The organism is Bradyrhizobium niftali (assembly GCF_004571025.1).
GTDB lineage: Bacteria > Pseudomonadota > Alphaproteobacteria > Rhizobiales > Xanthobacteraceae > Bradyrhizobium > Bradyrhizobium niftali.
In genome coordinates this window covers 342,531-358,548 of the sequence record NZ_SPQT01000003.1, presented here as the reverse complement: position 1 = coordinate 358,548, position 16,018 = coordinate 342,531, and the positions used below count along the sequence as shown (strand labels likewise).

The window sequence follows — 16,018 nt, the reverse complement described above, 5'->3', positions numbered from 1 at the left end:
GCTGCGGTGCCAGTCCGATACCAGCCAGATAGATCCCGCATGCGTCGTACGCTCGCCCGATACTCTCAACTTGTTGCCCAATTGTCTCAAGAGCTTTGCCTTGGAGAACAAACGATGCCATATAGGGGGCATGACCGATCATCTTCAGCCACATCTCGACCTCGCCCTGCGTCACGCGCGATCGGGGATGACCGTGACGCCGATCCCCCGCCTTGAGATCGGCGTCGGTCAGACGACCTCCGGCACGTCGCCCTGCCTCTACCGCTCGATGATCTGCTTCATCCTGCAAGGCTCGAAGGACGTGACGATCCACGACAATCTGCTCCGCTACGATGCTGAGCAATATCTCGTCAGCGCTCTGGACTTGCCGCTGAGCGGCCAGATCCATGATGCAGGCCACGGCCGGCCGTATGTCGCAGTCTCACTCGTCCTCGATCCTGCACTGCTTGCGCAGATTGCGTCCACCATGCCGCTGATACGCGACGCCGATGCGCCGGGCAGCGGTATCGCGATCAACCCAATGACGCCCCCGCTTCGCGACACGTTGCTCCGCCTGCTGGCGTTGCTCGACACGCCGAGCGACGTCCCAGTCCTGGCCCCAATGGCTGAACGCGAGTTGCTCTATCGTCTCTTGCAGGGACCTCAGGGGCGCCTGTTGCGCCATATCGCCCGGCCCGAGGGAGCGCTTGGCCGGATCCGGCGTGCGGTCGAATGGATCCGCGAAAACCACAACACGCGGCTGCGGATCGAGGCCTTGTGCGAAGCAAGCGGCATGAGCCGTGCCAGCCTGCATCGCCACTTCGTCGCGCTCACCGGGCTCAGCCCGATCCAGTATCAGAAGCAAATCCGCTTGCAGGAGGCGCGACAACTGCTGCTCGCTGGCGACCGTAGTGCATCCGACGTGGCCTTCGCCGTCGGTTACGAAAGCGCCTCGCAATTCAGTCGAGAATATCTTCGGCAGTTCGGCGCACCGCCCGTCCGCGACGTGCGTCAGCTTAGGCAGGCGGTCGGGAGTCCGGCAATGCACTGATTGTCACGACGCAAGCCTTTTGCCCCCACCTTCGCGCCATGGCTGGCTCAATCCTCGCAAAAGGCAAGTGGGCGGATGGGCGAGCCAGATCCTTCCTTGATTTTGAGCGGGGTGGCGACGAATAGGCTGCGCAATGAGAGCTTATGCAGATTGGTCAACATCTCGATGATCAGGATTCCGTTGGGCAACCAGTGGGTGGTATGTCCGGTGGTTTCCTGCCCGACACCGTCGAGGACGGCCATGTCGCAGGCCACGGTATCGCAACCGATCGCGCGAATGCCGCGCTCCTTGAAGTAGATGATGGCATCTTCGCGAATTCCTGGAGCATTTTTTACGAACCAGGTACTTTCGTCGTCGGTTCGCCAGAAGCGCTGCATCCAGCCAAAATTTATCAGCGGAATCTCACCTTCGCCGATCTGAACTCCTTTTTCGTCCTCATAGGCTTTCAGCATATCCAAGGTCACTAGATCGCCCGGCTGCATGTGCTTGCTGGAAAAATCGTACAGTACCGCAGGTGCGATCAGGATATCGGGTGGAAATGTATCGATCGACATGTGCATTAAGTCGTCATGGAAATGGACCGGCGCATCCACATGAGTACCGGTATGCTCCGAGATCATCAGAAGCTGGGAGTAGTACCCGTCGCGTCTCCGTAGCCGCGCCTTATCGATTACGAGTGGCGGATGCATTGGCCAATTGGGAATGCCTCGCTCCAGGGTTGGCGAAAGGTCTACCACTCGCATGCTCCTGAGCATGGCGCTTAGCTGGATCACGATACTGTCCTGGAGACGAGTTGCTGCCCCCGTCTTGGGATGAGAAGCCACAGCTTCCTCCGTGTTTAGTTCTGCGTGGAAGGAAGAGTGGCCCACCGGAAGGCCGGCCACCCGTACACGAGCTTTAACTGGTCGTAGCAAAGCGCCCGACAGGCCGCTGACGCTGATCAGGCCTTAGCGTTGAACCACCAGGGGAAGTCCTTTGTAGCCTGGTCCAGGTTTTCCTTGGTCACATTGAAATTCAGGATCTTGATCCAGGGCACGACTTTGAGCCCGTTATCCACGGTAGCGTTCGCCTCGATGGGCTTGCTGTTTCCGACAGCGTAAGCCGCTTTGGCCGCCTCGACTCCCATTTGGTCGAAGGCCGTGAAGTTGGATAGTCCCATCAGACCCTGCTTGATGAGCTCCTGGGCGCGGGGCTCGGCATCAACGCCGGTCACAAATACCTTTCCTCCCAGTCCCTGCGCCTGCAAGGCTTGAATCGCGCCATAGGCAATGCCATCGTTGCCGCACAGAACCGCGACGACATCATTGTTATTCTTGGTGAGAGCGTTTTCGACCTGCGCACGCGCGCTATCGGTCGACCAGTTCTTGTTGAACTGATCTGACACCAGCTTGATGTCGCCCTTCTCTACGTAGGGTTTAAGAACGTTGAGGAAGCCTTGGCGGGTTTCCTTGGCAACGCTCGTGGCCTCCTCGCCGGCGGCGATCACGTACTTGCCTTTTGGATGTTTCTCAACCGCAGCCTTCGCGATCTTCTCGCCCATCTCCACGGCATCACGGCCGAGGAAGCAGACGACGTCGCCTTTGTTGATCAGAAAGTTGTAGTTGATGACCGGCACATTCGCCTGCTTGGCTCTCCGGATCAATGCGTTGGCCGCATTGGCGTTTACCGGAGTCAGAACGAGGACATCGATGCCCTGCGTCAACATGTTCTCAACCTGGCTCGCCTGAAGCGACTCCGACGCATTGGAGGCTTGAGCAAACACGTCCACACCGAGTGCGGCGGCTTGCTTTTCAAAAAACGCCTGATCAGCATTCTTCCAGCGAAGCTGGTCGTAATTTGGCATGATCAATCCAACCTTGAGCCTTTTGCCTTGTGCTTGAGCAGCCTTCAGACCAACAACGGCAGCGAGCAGTGCAGACCCGGCGATGCCGAGCGTCTGCCGACGGTCGAGGCCATTCCTATAGATTTCCTTCGTCATGTCTCTCTCCCTTGGGTTGGCCGCATCAGGTTGGCGATGGTCACGTGGTTTTCGCCGCATTGCTCCGGGTTCGATCAGTCTCCGAACCTCCCGCCGCGGCTACGCAGGTCGGCGTAGACGGCAAAAAGCAGCACAAGACCGACTGTGATGGATTGATAGGCAGATGGCAGGTTCATGAGGCTCATGCCGTTGGAAAGGCTCTCCATCAAGATCGCGCCGATCACGGCTCCTGCGACAGTTCCGCGGCCGCCCATGAGGCTAGTTCCGCCGATGACGGCAGCGGCGATCACGTTGAGCTCGAGGCCCTGCATGGCGCCCGGAGGAGCGCTGTCGAGACGTGCCACGAGGACCAGGCCCGCCAGGCCGTAGAGGAGCCCCATGAAGGCGAAGACCAAGGAGGCCTGCATTCGGATGTTGATGCCGGCAAGCAGCGCAGCCTGACGATTGCCGCCGATGGCATAGAGCCGACGGCCAAAGGCAGTGAAGCGCAGGAACCACCCGGCCAAAGCCACTACCGCCAGAACGAGGACAACGGGCAGGGGCAAGCCACGATAGCTGGCCGCCATGATCATGACGCCCAGCGTGAATATGCCGACAGAAGCGGCGGGCAGGCCGACGACGGCACCGAACGACGAGCGAATCCCGGCCGCCTGCCGGGCGCGCCATTCTCGTACCTGCAAAAGGGCGAAAGCGAGCCAGAAAGCGAACAGCACGACGATGCTTAGCATCGGTGACAGAGAAGCGTCCGAGATCACCAGGATGTCGGGATTGGGCGAGATCGTTTCGGCATTGGTGATAACCAGCGACAAACCGCGAATGGCGAGCAAGCTGCCCAGCGTTACGATGAACGATGGCACCTTCATCCAGGCCACCCAAAAGGCGTGCCAGAGACCGATCAACAGCCCGAAAGCCAGCGTGATTACGATGGTTGGCCAGAGCGAAAGCTCATAGTTCGTGCCTGCGATGGCTGCTACCACGGCTGCGGCAGCGACGGTCGCACCAAGCGACAGGTCGATGTAGCCTGGGATCATCACCAGCACGGCGCCTGCCGTCAGCACGGCAGTGATGGCGACCTGACCGCTGAGATTGGTTAAGTTGCGGGCGCTGAGGAACAGACCGCCTGTGAGATACTGCAGCACCATCCAGACGATCAGGAGGACGATGATCAGCGGCAGCAGCCGAAGCCTATCTTGCGACATCGCAGCCGGCAGCTCGCGAAGCTGGAAGCCCTTGGCGAGTGCGCCCCGGTCTGTCACTGTTTTTGTTGAGGTCATGCTCCCTCACTGTATTCTTCTGCCGCGCTAATCATCACGTCTTCTTCGCTCGCCTCGCCGTGCATCCATTCGCGCACGAGGCGCCCCTCGCACATGACCAGCACGCGGTCGGACATGCCGATAACTTCCGGCAGATCGGTAGATACGATGATGACTGCTTTGCCGGCCGTGGCGAATTCGTTGACGAGTGCGTACAAATCGATGCGTGCGTTCACGTCGACACCGCGGGTCGGTTCCTCCAGAATAAAGATCTCCGCCTCGGAAAGAAGCCATTTCGCGGCCACGACCTTCTGCTGGTTGCCGCCAGAGAGCTGCGACATGGGCTGCTCAACCGAGCCGCACTTTACCTTCAGGCTCGCGACATATTGCTGTACACGCTGGAGTTCGGCGTACCGGTTGAGGATGCCGTAGCGATTGAAGCGGTTGAGCGCAGCAAGCGTCATGTTGCTTTCGATCGAATGAGCTTCGATCAGGCCGTCGCGCTTTCGTTCGGCCGGAACATAGGCGATGCCGTTGTGGATCGCGTCGCGCGGCGTCATAACCGAGATGACCTGCCCGCGGATCTGCATCGAACCGCTCACGCGTCCCGCATGAGCGCCAAACAGCGACCGGGCCAAATCGAAGGCCCCGGAGCCGAGCAGGCCAAAAACTCCTAAGATCTCTCCTGATCGGACATCCAGGTGGATGTTTTTGATAGCATGGACCCGGCCGGCTCCCGTGCTTTCTACGGTCCAGTCGCGGACCGAGAGGATCGGTTCGCCGACCTTAGCAGACGCCTTTGGATACATCTCGATGATGTCCCGCCCCACCATGGCTTGAACAATCCGACGGGGCGTGTCGCTTTGGCCCTGAAGCCTAAAATGGTCGACGACTCTGCCGTCCCGCATCACCGACACGACATTGGCGACGCGCTCCAACTCGCGCAGTCGATGGGATATGTAGATGGTGGTGACACCATGCCGGTGCAGGTCCGCGATCCGGGCGAACATGAGCTCGGTTTCGCGCTCTGTGAGGCTCGACGTTGGCTCGTCGAGGATGAGCAGCTTCACGCCTTGCGTCATCGCACGGGCAATACTGACCAACTGCTGCTGGTGCGTGCTTAGATTGCCCATCTGCTCCAGCGGCGAGGCATCGAGCTTGAAGACGTCGAGCCAACGCGCGGCATCGGTCCAAAGCTTCCTCGTGTCTACCATCCCCCAGCGCTGGGGCTCGCGGTTGAGAAACAGATATTCGCCAACCCGCAACTCCGGCACGACGCTGAGTTCCTGCGGAACCAGGAACACTCCGTGTCGCTCGGCATCGCGGATGCTGTCGAAGCGGTGGCCAACACCGTCTATTTCGATTGCGCCGGCGTAATCGCTGATGACGCCTGCCAGGATCTTCACTAACGTCGACTTGCCGGCGCCGTTCTCGCCGGCAATGGCATGCACGTCGCCCTTCTCGAATGTGATCGACACGCCGCGCAGCGCGTGCGCGCCGCCAAACGTTTTGTCGATGCCGACAACCTTAGCGGCGCTAAGTTTGGCTGCGCATGAACTGGCGATGTCAGCACTCATGGCCACGGCTTCTCGTTTCCTTGCGCACATGGGGCGCGACGAGCGAGCGCCAGTGAGAACGGGATCGTGATTTTTCCAGGTAAAGGCTCATGTTCAATAAGGCCGGCTACTGAACGATTTCAGTCGGAGTTGCGATGCTGAGATACTTCTTGAAACAGCCGCTCAGCTACCATGAGCCTGAGCGCGAGCTGACGGCGATCGGTTTCGTCCCTAACTTCCTGTTGCTTATCCGAGCCAGTGTCGGCTCTTGGTGTCGCTGACTTCGCCGCAGCCCCCACTTTGTGTGATGCGCATCTAACGTGCTGTGGGTTCGAACATGCGTGCAGCCAGTCCACCAACACTAAACATTCGCTTCCGGGACGGGACTGCACAAATTCTCAGCCGTATATGAGTTTTTGTAACGACCTGAAGCCGACCGGCGGACCGTGTTGCCTGGGCAACCAATCTCGCACTCGAGGCACGCCGCTACATTGCGACGGCGGTGGCAGCGTCTCCTCGATTCCCGCTTCAACGGATCAGGCAGCAAATTTACCTATTGCGCCTCGAAGGCGGCTGAACAGCGCATGTAAGTTTTTCTCGTATCTGCATTCGTCCCCCTGCGGATGTCGGTGCCGCCAACCTGATGCCGTGGTCGCTCCGGACAGGGCCGGCCACGGCGCAAAAAACCGGTTGCCTCCGAATAAACCGCGGCTCAAAAAGACAATCGGCTGGACTGGCCTGATATGAGATGATGTCACATAGTCGGAGGATCGGATGTCCGCATCTTTGCCTTCTTTGAACGCGCTCCGTGCATTTGAAGCGACGGCTAGACAGCGCAGCATCAGCCGTGCAGCGGTCGAGCTGGGCGTGACGCATGGTGCCGTTAGTCGCCAAATCAAGGCGCTCGAGGAAGTCATGGGTGTGTCGCTCCTCAAGCGCGGCACCAGGGAATCAGTGCCAACCCGGGAGGGCGAGCAACTCGTTGACGGCCTGTCGACGGCGTTCAACCTCATTCAGGCGACGATTGAGCGTTTGAAACCTGGTCCGTTAACGCTGTCTTGTTCAGCTTCGATAACGATGTGCTGGCTCATTCCGCGGATGCCCGGTTTATACGCCAAGCATCCCAACATGGAAATCAAGCTCGACATGAACTACGACCGAGTGGATTTCACGCGGGACAACATCAGCGTAGCTATTCGCAACAACACGTTCGAACCGCCGAAATCGGCAGTTATTCGTCCGCTGGGCACTGAGTGGATCGGTCCGGTGTGTTCTCCGGCCTATCTCAAGTCTATCTCGCTGAAGAAGCGCAAAGATTTGTCGAACGCCAGATTGCTCGCGACTACGACGCGCCCAAACGCCTGGACTGATTGGCTCGCAGCTGTGGGAGAAGAGGAGAGGGCACCGCAAGTGCATCAAAGGTTTGATCATTTCTATTTGATGATCCAAGCCGCGACTTTCGGACTGGGGATCGCCGTTGTCCCACATATGCTCGCTATAGACGACTTGGAATCCGGCAGGCTGATTGCCCCGTTTGGCTTTGCGCCTGGAAAACGTCAGCTCTCGCTTTGGATCGCGCCGCACCTTGCCTCGAGGAGCGACCTCAAGACTCTAGAGAGGTGGCTTTCGCAAGAGCTGAGGGAAGGATTGAAGCGCGCGTCGCTTTTCGGTCGTTAGGTCCGCGCCTTCCACCATAAAATACAAAGACAACATTTACGGGCGTTTTCCAATCGGCACCACGTTCCATTACTCCGCGGCACCAAGGACACGACTGCCGCCCCGGCGAGGTCTTCCAAGGCGGTTGCAATGTATTTCGCGTAGTGCACTCGATCATTTTCACCGAGGTGTTGTGCAGTTTAGCGACCTGTTGGATGGGCCAACCTCTCCAATATCAAAAACAACTCCGGTTGCAGGAGGCGCGCCAACTTTTGCTTGCCGGCGTGCATACTGCGTCCGACGTGGCGTTCGCAGTAGGCTATGAGAGCGCGTCCCAATTTAGCCGAGAGTACGTTCGGCAATTCGGCGCGCCGCCGGCGCGCGACGCTCGCCGGATACGGCAGGCGATCGCCATTCCAGCGATGACGTAAAGTGCCTTCAAGACATCCGCGCGAAAAGCGGTCTACACGCGCGGCCTTCCCCAGGGAGCCCGGATTGCCGCCACCAGTGAGGTTGCCTGCGACTTGGACAAGATTTTCCACGAGAAGCGTCGCCAATGAACTCGCCTGCGGCCATTGCGCGGGAACGCGGCTTGGCGCCGTTACGCCGCTTTCCTGCGGGGCTTCGGCTTTGCTTTTTTGTCGAGCAAGACTCTCTCCGGAGCCGGGCGCGCGCCTGGACCAGGGTGGACATGAACTTCCTTGGCCGAAAGCGGTTCGCCGCATTCCGAGCACACCATGACGGGGTCGAACATCTTGCCGCACTTGCGATGCTCGTGCAGCAGGGGGCGTCCGCGTTCGTCGACCATGTGGGTGTCGCCCCAATGCACGAGCGCCATCATGATCGGATAGAGATCGAGGCCCTTTTGCGTCAGGATATACTCGTGGCGTTTAGGCGACTCCTGGTAAGGAATGCGGCGAAGGACGCCCAGCCGAACCAGCTTTTTCAGTCGCTCTGCGAGCAGATGGCGGGTGATTCCGAGCGCTGACTGAAACCCCTCGAAGCGGCGCGTGCGCAGGAAGCATTCGCGGAGAATCAGAAGAGTCCAGCGGTCACCAATCACACCGATGGTGCGCGCCATCGAACATGGCTCTTCCTCAAGTTCATCCCATTTCATTCCTGCTCTCCGGTCGACCGGCGCCTGTTCCGCTCGAATCAGGGGGAGCGGCAGGCACCGCCCCATCATTCTAGATAGGCACTAAAGTGGATACAATACCCTGCCGGTCGTTTCAAACCAACGGAATTCAAAGTAGATTTGACAGTTCAATTTTAGAACTATAGAAGGAGGGGCAGCCTGCGTTCGGCCTATAAGATCAAGCCAAGCCTAACAACCATCGCGCTCTGCGGGAGGAGCTGACATGTCCCTGAAAGTTGAATTCCTGTTCGATTTCGGCAGCCCGAACGCTTACCTCGCGGAACTTGCCCTTCCCGGAATCGAACGGCGCACCGGCGTGAAATTCGAATATGTCCCGATCCTGCTCGGCGGCATCTTCAAGGCGACGGGCAACATGTCTCCGTTCGAGTCCCTTCATGGCATCAAGAACAAACCCGAATACCAGGCGCTGGAGACGCAGCGCTTCATTCGCCGGCATAACGTGACGAAGTTTCGTCCTAATCCGTTCTTTCCGGTCAACACGCTGATGTTGATGCGCGGCGCCGTCGCGGCGCAGTTCGAAGGCGTGTTCGAACCCTATTTCCGCGCGGCCTACCACCACATGTGGGAGGAGCCGAAGAAGATGGATGACCTCGAAACCTTCCGAGCAGCGTTCATCTCCTCAGGCGTCGATATCGATCGGTTGCTTGAGCGTGCGCAGCAGGACGACGTCAAGAAGGGGCTGATCGATCGGACCACCGACGCCGTCAACCGAGGCGCATTCGGCTCGCCGACCTTCTTCGTTGGAAAGGAAATGTTCTTCGGCAAGGACCAGCTCCGCGATGTGGAGGAGTCGATCGTCGAGCAGATCGGCCAGCCCGTTTCGAAGACGGCCTGAGGCCAGAACCTGGAGCCTTTGCAGAGCCGGGTAGACGTCCGCGCGCCTGCATGGCGAAGGCTCAGTCGGCCTTATAACAAGTCAATTCAGGGAGAATGTCATGCCAGGTCCACTCAACGGCGTTCGCGTCCTCGATCTGACAGGCGTGGTGTCGGGCCCGTTCGCGACCATGTTCCTGGCGGATCAGGGCGCCGACGTCCTGAAGATCGAGCCGATCGGCGGTGATATTACCCGGCGCAGCCGCGCCACCATCGACAAGGATGGCGAGTTTTCGGCACTGTTCATTTCGTCGAATCGCGGCAAGCGCTCGCTCGCCATCGACGTCAAGAGCGCGGCCGGCCGTGAGGTTCTGGCCAAATTGGTCGCGAAGGCGGATGTGCTGGTGCAGAATTTCCGGCCGGGCACCATGGAGCGTCTCGGTCTCGGCGTCGAAGAGTTGCGCCAGCACCATCCGCGCCTGATCTATGTTTCGATCAGCGGTGTTGGCGACACCGGACCCTATGTGAAGAAGCGTGTTTACGATCCGATCATTCAGGGCCTCTCGGGCTTTGCCGATATCCAGTCGCAGCCGGTCACGAATCGTCCGCAGATGATCCGGACCATCGTATGCGACAAGACCACCGCCGTGTTCACCGCCCAGGCGGTAGCGGCAGCCCTCTACGCTCGCGAGAAGACAGGGCAGGGTGATCACATCCAGGTCGCCATGCTGGACGCGATGATCTCGTATTTGTGGCCGGAAGGCATGATGCAATACACGGTGGTGGGTGCCGAGGCCACTGCTGCCGATCCGAACGATCGGCCCGATCTCGTGTTCAAGACCAGCGACGGCTACATCACCGCTGGTACTATTTCCGATTCCGAATGGCAGGGTTTTTGCCGCGCCACCGGCGACCCCGAGCTGGCCAAGGATCCCCGGTTTGCGACGCCATCGGCGCGCTCGGTCAACGCCACGGCACGCATCAGCAAAATGGCGGAGTATATCAGCCGGCACACCACCGCCGAATGGCTTGAGCGTCTGGATGCCGCCGACGTCCCCTGTTCGCCGATCCTGCGGCGGGGCGAGATCATTCACAATGAACAGGTGGTGGCGCGCGATATCATCGCGGAGTTCGACCAGCCGAAGGTCGGGCGGGTGCGGCAGCCGAAGCCGGCGGCGCGCTTTGCGATCAACGAGGCCGCGATCGGCGGGCCGGCTCCCCGGGTCGGCGAGCACTCCCGCGACGTGTTGCACGAACTGGGGTACGACGATGGCGCCATCGACAAGATGGTCGCCGAGCGCAGCGTGCGCGTCGCGGTCTAACCGCGAAACCCGTTGGCGACGTATTCTAGGCCTTCGCCGGCGCCGGCGTGATCGGTGCCATCGGAACATTCGCTGCAACGGCTCGCTGAAAGGCTTCGCGTTTCCGGATGCGCTCGAGATAGGGCTGAGCGTTGTCGCAAATGCCGACGCCATAGGCGATGGCCCACTCTAGGCAGGTCGTGAGCAGGATATCTGCGCTCGTAAACCGGTCGCCCATTAGGAATTTTCGGCCGTCTGCGAGCGCGACTTCGACATGGCGCAACTGCTGGCGGAAATACTCGCCGGCCTGGGCAACGACCTCAGGTGCAATGCCGTAGATCGGTCCGAGCGCGTCGGCCCGATGGCGACGCATCACGTAAAGGCTGGTGGAATCCAGCTCCGCGACGATAAAGAAGCACCATTCCAGCCATGCGGCATACTCTCGCGGGGCTTCCGGAATCAGCGATCGTTCCGGCGTGGAATACATGCGCGACAGGTAGGCAACGATCGCTGCGCTCTCGCCGATACGGAAGTCGCCATCCTGAAGCAGCGGGATCTTCTGGCGCGGATTGAGCTTCGTGTATTCTGCGGTCTTCGTTTCGCCGGTTCGCGGGCCAATGGGCCTTGTCTTGTAGGCTAAGCCCAGTTCGTGCATGGCCCAGTGCGGACGAATGGTGCGACTCGTGCCAACGCCCCACAGGGTCAGGTCTGGTGTCGCATTCATATTACCATTTCTCCACGGACGGACGGAGATCGAGCTCGTGGGTCCAGCCATCTTTGCTTTGCTGGTGGGTGAACCAATAGGCCTCGGCAATGGAAGACGTCTTGGTCAGGCTATCCGGCGGAATATCGCTTGCTTCGATCCCCTTCGCTGCCTTCATGCGTTGGTGAATCGCCTCGCTGTCCACGCCAGCGTCGATCAGGAGATGCACGACGTGAATGTTCTTCGGTCCAAGCTCGCGCGCCATCGCCTGGGCCACTGCTCGAAGTCCGAACTTCGCTGATGAAAATGCTGCAAACCCCGAGCCGCCACGCACGCTTGCCGTCGCACCCGTAAAGAAGATGGTGCCGCGTCCGCGCGACAGCATCACGCGGGCAGCCTCACGTCCAACCAGGAAACCACCATAGCAGGCGAGTTCCCAGGCTTTGAAGAACAACTTCTCCGTCGTGTCGAGCAGAGGCTTGTTGACGTTCGAGCCGGCATTGTAGAGGCAAACCTCGACGGGCCCGTGCTCTTTCTCGACCCGCGCGAAAATGCCTTGGACTTCAGCTTCCTGGCGCGCATCCACGCTGAATGCGTGAACGTCATGCCCCGCAGCCCTCAACTCGGCCACTAGTCCCTGCGATTTGGAGGCATCGCGCCTGCAGATGCAAACCGTATAGCCGCCTCGGGCAAAACGCCGGGCGATCGCCGCGCCAATGGCGTCGCCTGCGCCAACAAGTATCGCTACACCGCGGCTCGCCGCCATCCTCGATCCTCCCTTTAAGTTCTTATTTGATACTGTAGACTAGCTGTCCGATGATGCGTTGTAAACGACGGTTTTATGAGCCGCGTAAAACCATGCTCAGAGACGGATTGTCCATTCGACTCCGGAAAAAGTCCGACGACGATTTAGCGATTGACGAGTTCTAAAAAAGAACTATAAACCGAAGCCCAAGTGTGCCGCATTGCAAAGTTGGCACGGTCGGTCGGGAGGTCAGTCGTGCTGGAGCTTTCAGAGACGATCAGTGTCGACGAGATCGCTGTCGGCTTGCCGAGCCGAATCCATGAAGTAACGGCAGGACCGGTTGCCAGAGCGCCCGACCGGATTGCGCTGGTCGAGGGCGGAGCTTCGTGGAGCTATCGAGAACTGGAGCAGCGCGTTGGCGAGATCGCCACCGTGCTCTCATCGCTGGGGATCAGGGCCGGCGATCGGATGATCATTGTCAGCGAAAACTGTATTGCGCTTGCTGCTTTGCTGCTTGCGACAAGCCGGCTCGACGCCTGGGCGATTGTCGCCAACCCGCGCTTGTCGGCGCGCGAACTGGACCAGATCCGCGATCACAGCGGCGCCCGGCGGATGTTTTTCACGTCCGGTACTTCGAAGGAGGCCGCTGCTCACGCCTCACGCTACGGCGCCGAGAATTGGCGAATTGGCCCGCTGGCGGAAATTGGGGTTGGCCCGCTCAACGAAAGCGCGACAGTCCAGCCCGTGGAGACCGATCCAGCAAGGCAAGTCGCGGTTTTGATCTACACGTCAGGGACGACGGGGACTCCCAAGGGCGTGATGCTCTCGCATGACAATCTTCTGATCAGCGCAAAGACCACTGCGTACTTCCGCAGGATGAACGAGAAGGACAAGATCCATCTTGTGTTGCCGATCTCGCATATCGTCGGCATCTCGCTCCTGATCATGACGCTGATGGTTGGCGGCACGGTGCGGATGGTCAGCAAATACGATCCTGCCGCGACCGCGAAGGCCGTCGCGGAGGAGGGCGTCACCATCCTCAATGGCGTGCCTGCCACCTATCAGCGCCTGCTGGAGTACAAGAGCGTATCAGGCGTGGAACAACTGTCCCGAGGCTCGTTGCGCTTGATTGCCGTCGCCGGCGCGCCGCTGGATTTGAACCTGAAGTTGCGCGTGGAAAAAGAGTTCGGGCTTCCGTTGCTCAACGGCTACGGGATCACCGAATGCTCGCCGGGAATATCAGGCGTACGTTTCGATAGGCCACGCTCGGATCAGGCTGTTGGAACGCTGCTGCCTGGTGTGGAAGCGCGGGTGCGAACCATCGAAGGATTTCCGACTGTATCCGGTGAAGTCGGCGAGCTGCATGTTCGCGGGCGCAACGTGATGCTGGGGTACTATCGTGCCCCCGAGCTCACCGCGAAGGTGATTGACAGCGAGGGCTGGTTCAATACCGGCGATCTCGCACGTTTCGACGGCGATTGTCTGTACATCGTCGGCCGCACCAAGGAAATGATCATTCGTTCCGGTTTCAACGTCTATCCCGCGGAGGTCGAAGCAGTCCTCAGTTCACACAAGGACGTCGTGCAATCCGCTGTGGTCGGTCGTGCCGCGGACGGCAATGAGGAGATCGTGGCCTTTGTGCAGTTGCTGCCAGGATCTTGCACGACACCAGAGACCCTGATGCATTTTGTCCGGTCTCAGCTTACTTCTTACAAGCGGCCGTCCGAAATTGTCATCCTTGATGCCTTGCCGGCGACATCGACCGGCAAGATACTCAAGCACAAGCTCGCGGAGAGCTTGCGCGAAGGTGGCGCAGCCCCTGCGGTGCAGACGCCCGAATTCCGCAGGCAACATATCTAACTTACCGGGAGGACATCTTGCAGAAGAGAAACGCAACCGTGGCCGTCATCGGCGCCGGAGACTTCATCGGCGGCGAGATCGCCAAAAAATTCGCCGCAGAAGGCTTCACGGTCTTCGCCGGCCGTCGTAACGGCGAAAAATTGGCTCCGCTCGTCAGGGATATCGAGGCTGCCGGCGGAGAGATTCACGCACGCTCGCTCGACGCTCGCAAGGAAGACGAAATCATCTCCTTCCTCAACGATGCGGACAAGCACGCGCCCCTGGAAGTCTGCATCTTCAACATCGGGGCGAACGTCAATTTCCCAATTCTGGAAACCACAGAACGCGTTTTCCGCAAGGTCTGGGAAATGGCCTGCTATTCCGGCTTTCTGGCCGGCCGGGAGGCGGCCCGCCTCATGCTTCCGCGCGGGGGTGGCAACATCTTCTTTACCGGGGCGACCGCCTCGCTCCGAGGCGGCAGCGGGTATGCTGCTTTCGCAAGCGCCAAGTTTGGCCTTCGTGCGGTCGCGCAAGCCATGGCCCGCGAGCTTGGCCCGAAGAATATTCACGTCGCGCATCTCATCATCGATTCCGGCGTGGATACCGAGTGGGTTCGGCAACGCCGGCTGGAGGCTCTCGGGCCCACCGCGCTGGACGATCCGGATGCCTTGATGCCTCCGTCCTCCGTCGCAACTTCGTATTGGCAGCTCTACCAGCAGCCGAGAAGCGCATGGACGTTCGAGCTGGAGATCCGTCCCTTCGGCGAGAAGTGGTAGCGGAGCCTGCTGCGATGGAGCTCAAGCTTTCCCGCGAGGATGCCGCGTTTCGTGACGAGGTGCGCAGTTTCATTGCGGCGAACTATCCGCCGGAAATGCGCGTTCCAAATCCGGAGACCGACCTGACCAAGGAGCAATCGCTGCTGTGGCACCGGATCCTCCACAAGAAGGGTTGGATCGCCCCGCTCTGGCCCAAGGAGTATGGCGGCCCGGGCTGGTCCGTCACGCAGCGCTTCATCTTCGAGCAGGAGACCTCGCGCGCCGGCACGCTGCCGCCGTTCGCCTTCAGCGTCACCATGGTCGGGCCGGTGATCTACACTTTCGGCAACGAAGCGCAGAAGAAGAAATTTCTGCCGCGGATCCTGTCTGGCGAGGATTGGTGGTGCCAGGGCTATTCGGAACCTGGCTCCGGCTCGGACCTCGCGACCGTCAGGACCAAGGCCGTGCACGACGGCGACCACTACATCGTCAATGGTCACAAGACCTGGACCACGTTGGCGCAGCATGCCGACTGGATCTTCTGCCTCGTGCGCACCGATCCGAGCGCGAAGCCGCAATCCGGCATCTCCTTCCTGCTGATCGACATGAAGTCGCCCGGTGTCACCGTGCGGCCCATCATCACCATCGATGGCAGCCACGAGGTCAACGACGTCTTCCTCGAGAACGTCCGCGTGCCCGCCGAGAATTTGATCGGCGAGGAGAACAAGGGCTGGACCTACGCCAAGTTCCTGCTCGGCAACGAGCGCACCAGCATGGCCGGCATCGGCCGGTCCACCCGCTACATCAACAAGATGAAACAGATCGTGAGGGCCGAAATACCGGCCGAGGATCCCGCGCATCTCGAATTTCTGCGGGACATTGCCCGCGTCGAGCTCGACGTGCTGGCGCTGGAGGCGACCGAGCTGCGCGTCGTCGCCCAGATGGCGCGCGGCATAGATCCTGGCCCGGCCGCCTCGCTTTTCAAGATCCGCGGCACCGAAATCTTCCAGGCCATCACCGAACTCACCCATCGCGCGATCGGCAATTACGGCCTTGCCATCCGCGAGCATCCGGTCAGCGCCAATCGCTTCATGCCCGGTCCCGACTACGGCCATACCGCGTCGGAGAAATATCTGAACGCGCGCAAGCTCAGCATCTACGGCGGATCCAACGAGATCCAGCGCAACATCATCGCCAAAGCCGTGCTCGGGCTCTAGCCACGGCGGATCGGGA

14 protein-coding genes and 1 pseudogene are annotated in these 16,018 nt (G+C 59.9%); 8 read left to right on the top strand and 7 right to left on the bottom strand.

The features are described from left to right. The first annotated feature begins 130 nt into the window (after window positions 1-130). Entirely contained in the window at window positions 131-1,030 is a 900-nt protein-coding gene (locus E4K65_RS10425; protein WP_135174066.1) for an AraC family transcriptional regulator, read from the top strand. A gap of 47 nt (window positions 1,031-1,077) precedes the next feature. On the opposite strand, the gene E4K65_RS10420 is transcribed toward E4K65_RS10425, so the two are convergent. The 4 genes from E4K65_RS10420 to E4K65_RS10405 form a co-directional block, all read right to left on the bottom strand. After that, window positions 1,078-1,803, bottom strand: a complete 726-nt coding sequence (locus E4K65_RS10420) for a cyclase family protein (RefSeq protein ID WP_135174065.1) — start codon at window positions 1,801-1,803, stop codon at window positions 1,078-1,080. Window positions 1,804-1,970: 167 nt separating this feature from the next. Next, window positions 1,971-3,008 carry a sugar ABC transporter substrate-binding protein gene (locus E4K65_RS10415; protein ID WP_167770702.1) on the bottom strand — a complete coding sequence of 346 codons (1,038 nt, stop codon included), beginning with the start codon at window positions 3,006-3,008 and terminating at the stop codon, window positions 1,971-1,973. Between the two features lie 74 nt (window positions 3,009-3,082). Next, window positions 3,083-4,282: a sugar ABC transporter permease gene (locus E4K65_RS10410; protein WP_135174063.1), complete on the bottom strand. Its 1,200-nt coding sequence runs from the start codon at window positions 4,280-4,282 to the stop codon at window positions 3,083-3,085. After that, window positions 4,279-5,838: a sugar ABC transporter ATP-binding protein gene (locus tag E4K65_RS10405; protein WP_167770701.1), complete on the bottom strand. Its 1,560-nt coding sequence runs from the start codon at window positions 5,836-5,838 to the stop codon at window positions 4,279-4,281. Before E4K65_RS10405 ends, E4K65_RS10410 begins: the two co-directional genes overlap by 4 nt. A 753-nt stretch (window positions 5,839-6,591) precedes the next feature. Between E4K65_RS10405 and E4K65_RS10400 the strand changes: the two genes are divergently transcribed. Both E4K65_RS10400 and E4K65_RS10395 read left to right on the top strand, forming a co-directional pair. After that, complete coding sequence (locus E4K65_RS10400) at window positions 6,592-7,494, top strand: LysR substrate-binding domain-containing protein (protein WP_135174061.1); 903 nt, start codon at window positions 6,592-6,594, stop codon at window positions 7,492-7,494. A gap of 203 nt (window positions 7,495-7,697) precedes the next feature. Continuing rightward, window positions 7,698-7,904 (top strand): annotated as a pseudogene (locus E4K65_RS10395) (helix-turn-helix domain-containing protein); the annotation flags it as partial. Window positions 7,905-8,074: 170 nt separating this feature from the next. Here the strand turns inward: E4K65_RS10395 and E4K65_RS10390 are convergent. After that, a complete protein-coding gene (locus E4K65_RS10390; RefSeq protein ID WP_135174060.1) occupies window positions 8,075-8,590 on the bottom strand; it encodes a winged helix-turn-helix transcriptional regulator in 516 nt (171 codons plus the stop codon). A 241-nt stretch (window positions 8,591-8,831) separates the two neighbouring features. Here E4K65_RS10390 and E4K65_RS10385 point away from each other — a divergent pair, with 241 nt between their 5' ends. Together E4K65_RS10385 and E4K65_RS10380 are read left to right on the top strand one after the other, a co-directional pair. After that, window positions 8,832-9,464: a 2-hydroxychromene-2-carboxylate isomerase gene (locus E4K65_RS10385; protein ID WP_135174059.1), complete on the top strand. Its 633-nt coding sequence runs from the start codon at window positions 8,832-8,834 to the stop codon at window positions 9,462-9,464. 100 nt (window positions 9,465-9,564) lie between these two features. Beyond that, on the top strand, window positions 9,565-10,764 hold the full coding sequence (locus tag E4K65_RS10380; RefSeq protein WP_135174058.1) for a CaiB/BaiF CoA transferase family protein: 1,200 nt from the start codon (window positions 9,565-9,567) through the stop codon (window positions 10,762-10,764). A 25-nt stretch (window positions 10,765-10,789) separates the two neighbouring features. Here E4K65_RS10380 and E4K65_RS10375 read toward each other — a convergent pair whose 3' ends face one another. Both E4K65_RS10375 and E4K65_RS10370 read right to left on the bottom strand, forming a co-directional pair. After that, a complete protein-coding gene (locus E4K65_RS10375; protein ID WP_430649026.1) occupies window positions 10,790-11,518 on the bottom strand; it encodes a glutathione S-transferase family protein in 729 nt (242 codons plus the stop codon). After that, window positions 11,469-12,212, bottom strand: coding sequence for an SDR family NAD(P)-dependent oxidoreductase (locus E4K65_RS10370; RefSeq protein ID WP_135174057.1), 744 nt, complete (start codon window positions 12,210-12,212; stop codon window positions 11,469-11,471). Before E4K65_RS10370 ends, E4K65_RS10375 begins: the two co-directional genes overlap by 50 nt. A 234-nt stretch (window positions 12,213-12,446) precedes the next feature. Between E4K65_RS10370 and E4K65_RS10365 the strand changes: the two genes are divergently transcribed. From E4K65_RS10365 to E4K65_RS10355, 3 genes are read left to right on the top strand one after another with little or no spacing between them, the layout of a single operon-like run. After that, complete coding sequence (locus E4K65_RS10365; protein ID WP_135174056.1) at window positions 12,447-14,051, top strand: class I adenylate-forming enzyme family protein; 1,605 nt, start codon at window positions 12,447-12,449, stop codon at window positions 14,049-14,051. Window positions 14,052-14,068: 17 nt separating this feature from the next. Further along, window positions 14,069-14,806, top strand: coding sequence for an SDR family oxidoreductase (locus tag E4K65_RS10360; RefSeq protein WP_018322608.1), 738 nt, complete (start codon window positions 14,069-14,071; stop codon window positions 14,804-14,806). 14 nt (window positions 14,807-14,820) lie between these two features. Beyond that, window positions 14,821-16,002, top strand: coding sequence for an acyl-CoA dehydrogenase family protein (locus E4K65_RS10355; protein ID WP_135174055.1), 1,182 nt, complete (start codon window positions 14,821-14,823; stop codon window positions 16,000-16,002). The last annotated feature ends 16 nt before the right edge of the window (window positions 16,003-16,018 follow it).

What these genes read in the sequence shown, in the direction of transcription:
- E4K65_RS10425 (WP_135174066.1), top strand. Translation starts at nt 131, where the DNA reads ATGACCGATCATCTTCAGCCACATCTCGACCTCGCCCTGCGTCACGCG.
- E4K65_RS10415 (WP_167770702.1), bottom strand. Translation starts at nt 3,008, where the DNA reads ATGACGAAGGAAATCTATAGGAATGGCCTCGACCGTCGGCAGACGCTC.
- E4K65_RS10410 (WP_135174063.1), bottom strand. Translation starts at nt 4,282, where the DNA reads ATGACCTCAACAAAAACAGTGACAGACCGGGGCGCACTCGCCAAGGGC.
- E4K65_RS10405 (WP_167770701.1), bottom strand. Translation starts at nt 5,838, where the DNA reads ATGAGTGCTGACATCGCCAGTTCATGCGCAGCCAAACTTAGCGCCGCT.
- E4K65_RS10400 (WP_135174061.1), top strand. Translation starts at nt 6,592, where the DNA reads ATGTCCGCATCTTTGCCTTCTTTGAACGCGCTCCGTGCATTTGAAGCG.
- E4K65_RS10390 (WP_135174060.1), bottom strand. Translation starts at nt 8,590, where the DNA reads ATGAAATGGGATGAACTTGAGGAAGAGCCATGTTCGATGGCGCGCACC.
- E4K65_RS10385 (WP_135174059.1), top strand. Translation starts at nt 8,832, where the DNA reads ATGTCCCTGAAAGTTGAATTCCTGTTCGATTTCGGCAGCCCGAACGCT.
- E4K65_RS10380 (WP_135174058.1), top strand. Translation starts at nt 9,565, where the DNA reads ATGCCAGGTCCACTCAACGGCGTTCGCGTCCTCGATCTGACAGGCGTG.
- E4K65_RS10375 (WP_430649026.1), bottom strand. Translation starts at nt 11,518, where the DNA reads ATGGCTGGACCCACGAGCTCGATCTCCGTCCGTCCGTGGAGAAATGGT.
- E4K65_RS10370 (WP_135174057.1), bottom strand. Translation starts at nt 12,212, where the DNA reads ATGGCGGCGAGCCGCGGTGTAGCGATACTTGTTGGCGCAGGCGACGCC.
- E4K65_RS10355 (WP_135174055.1), top strand. Translation starts at nt 14,821, where the DNA reads ATGGAGCTCAAGCTTTCCCGCGAGGATGCCGCGTTTCGTGACGAGGTG.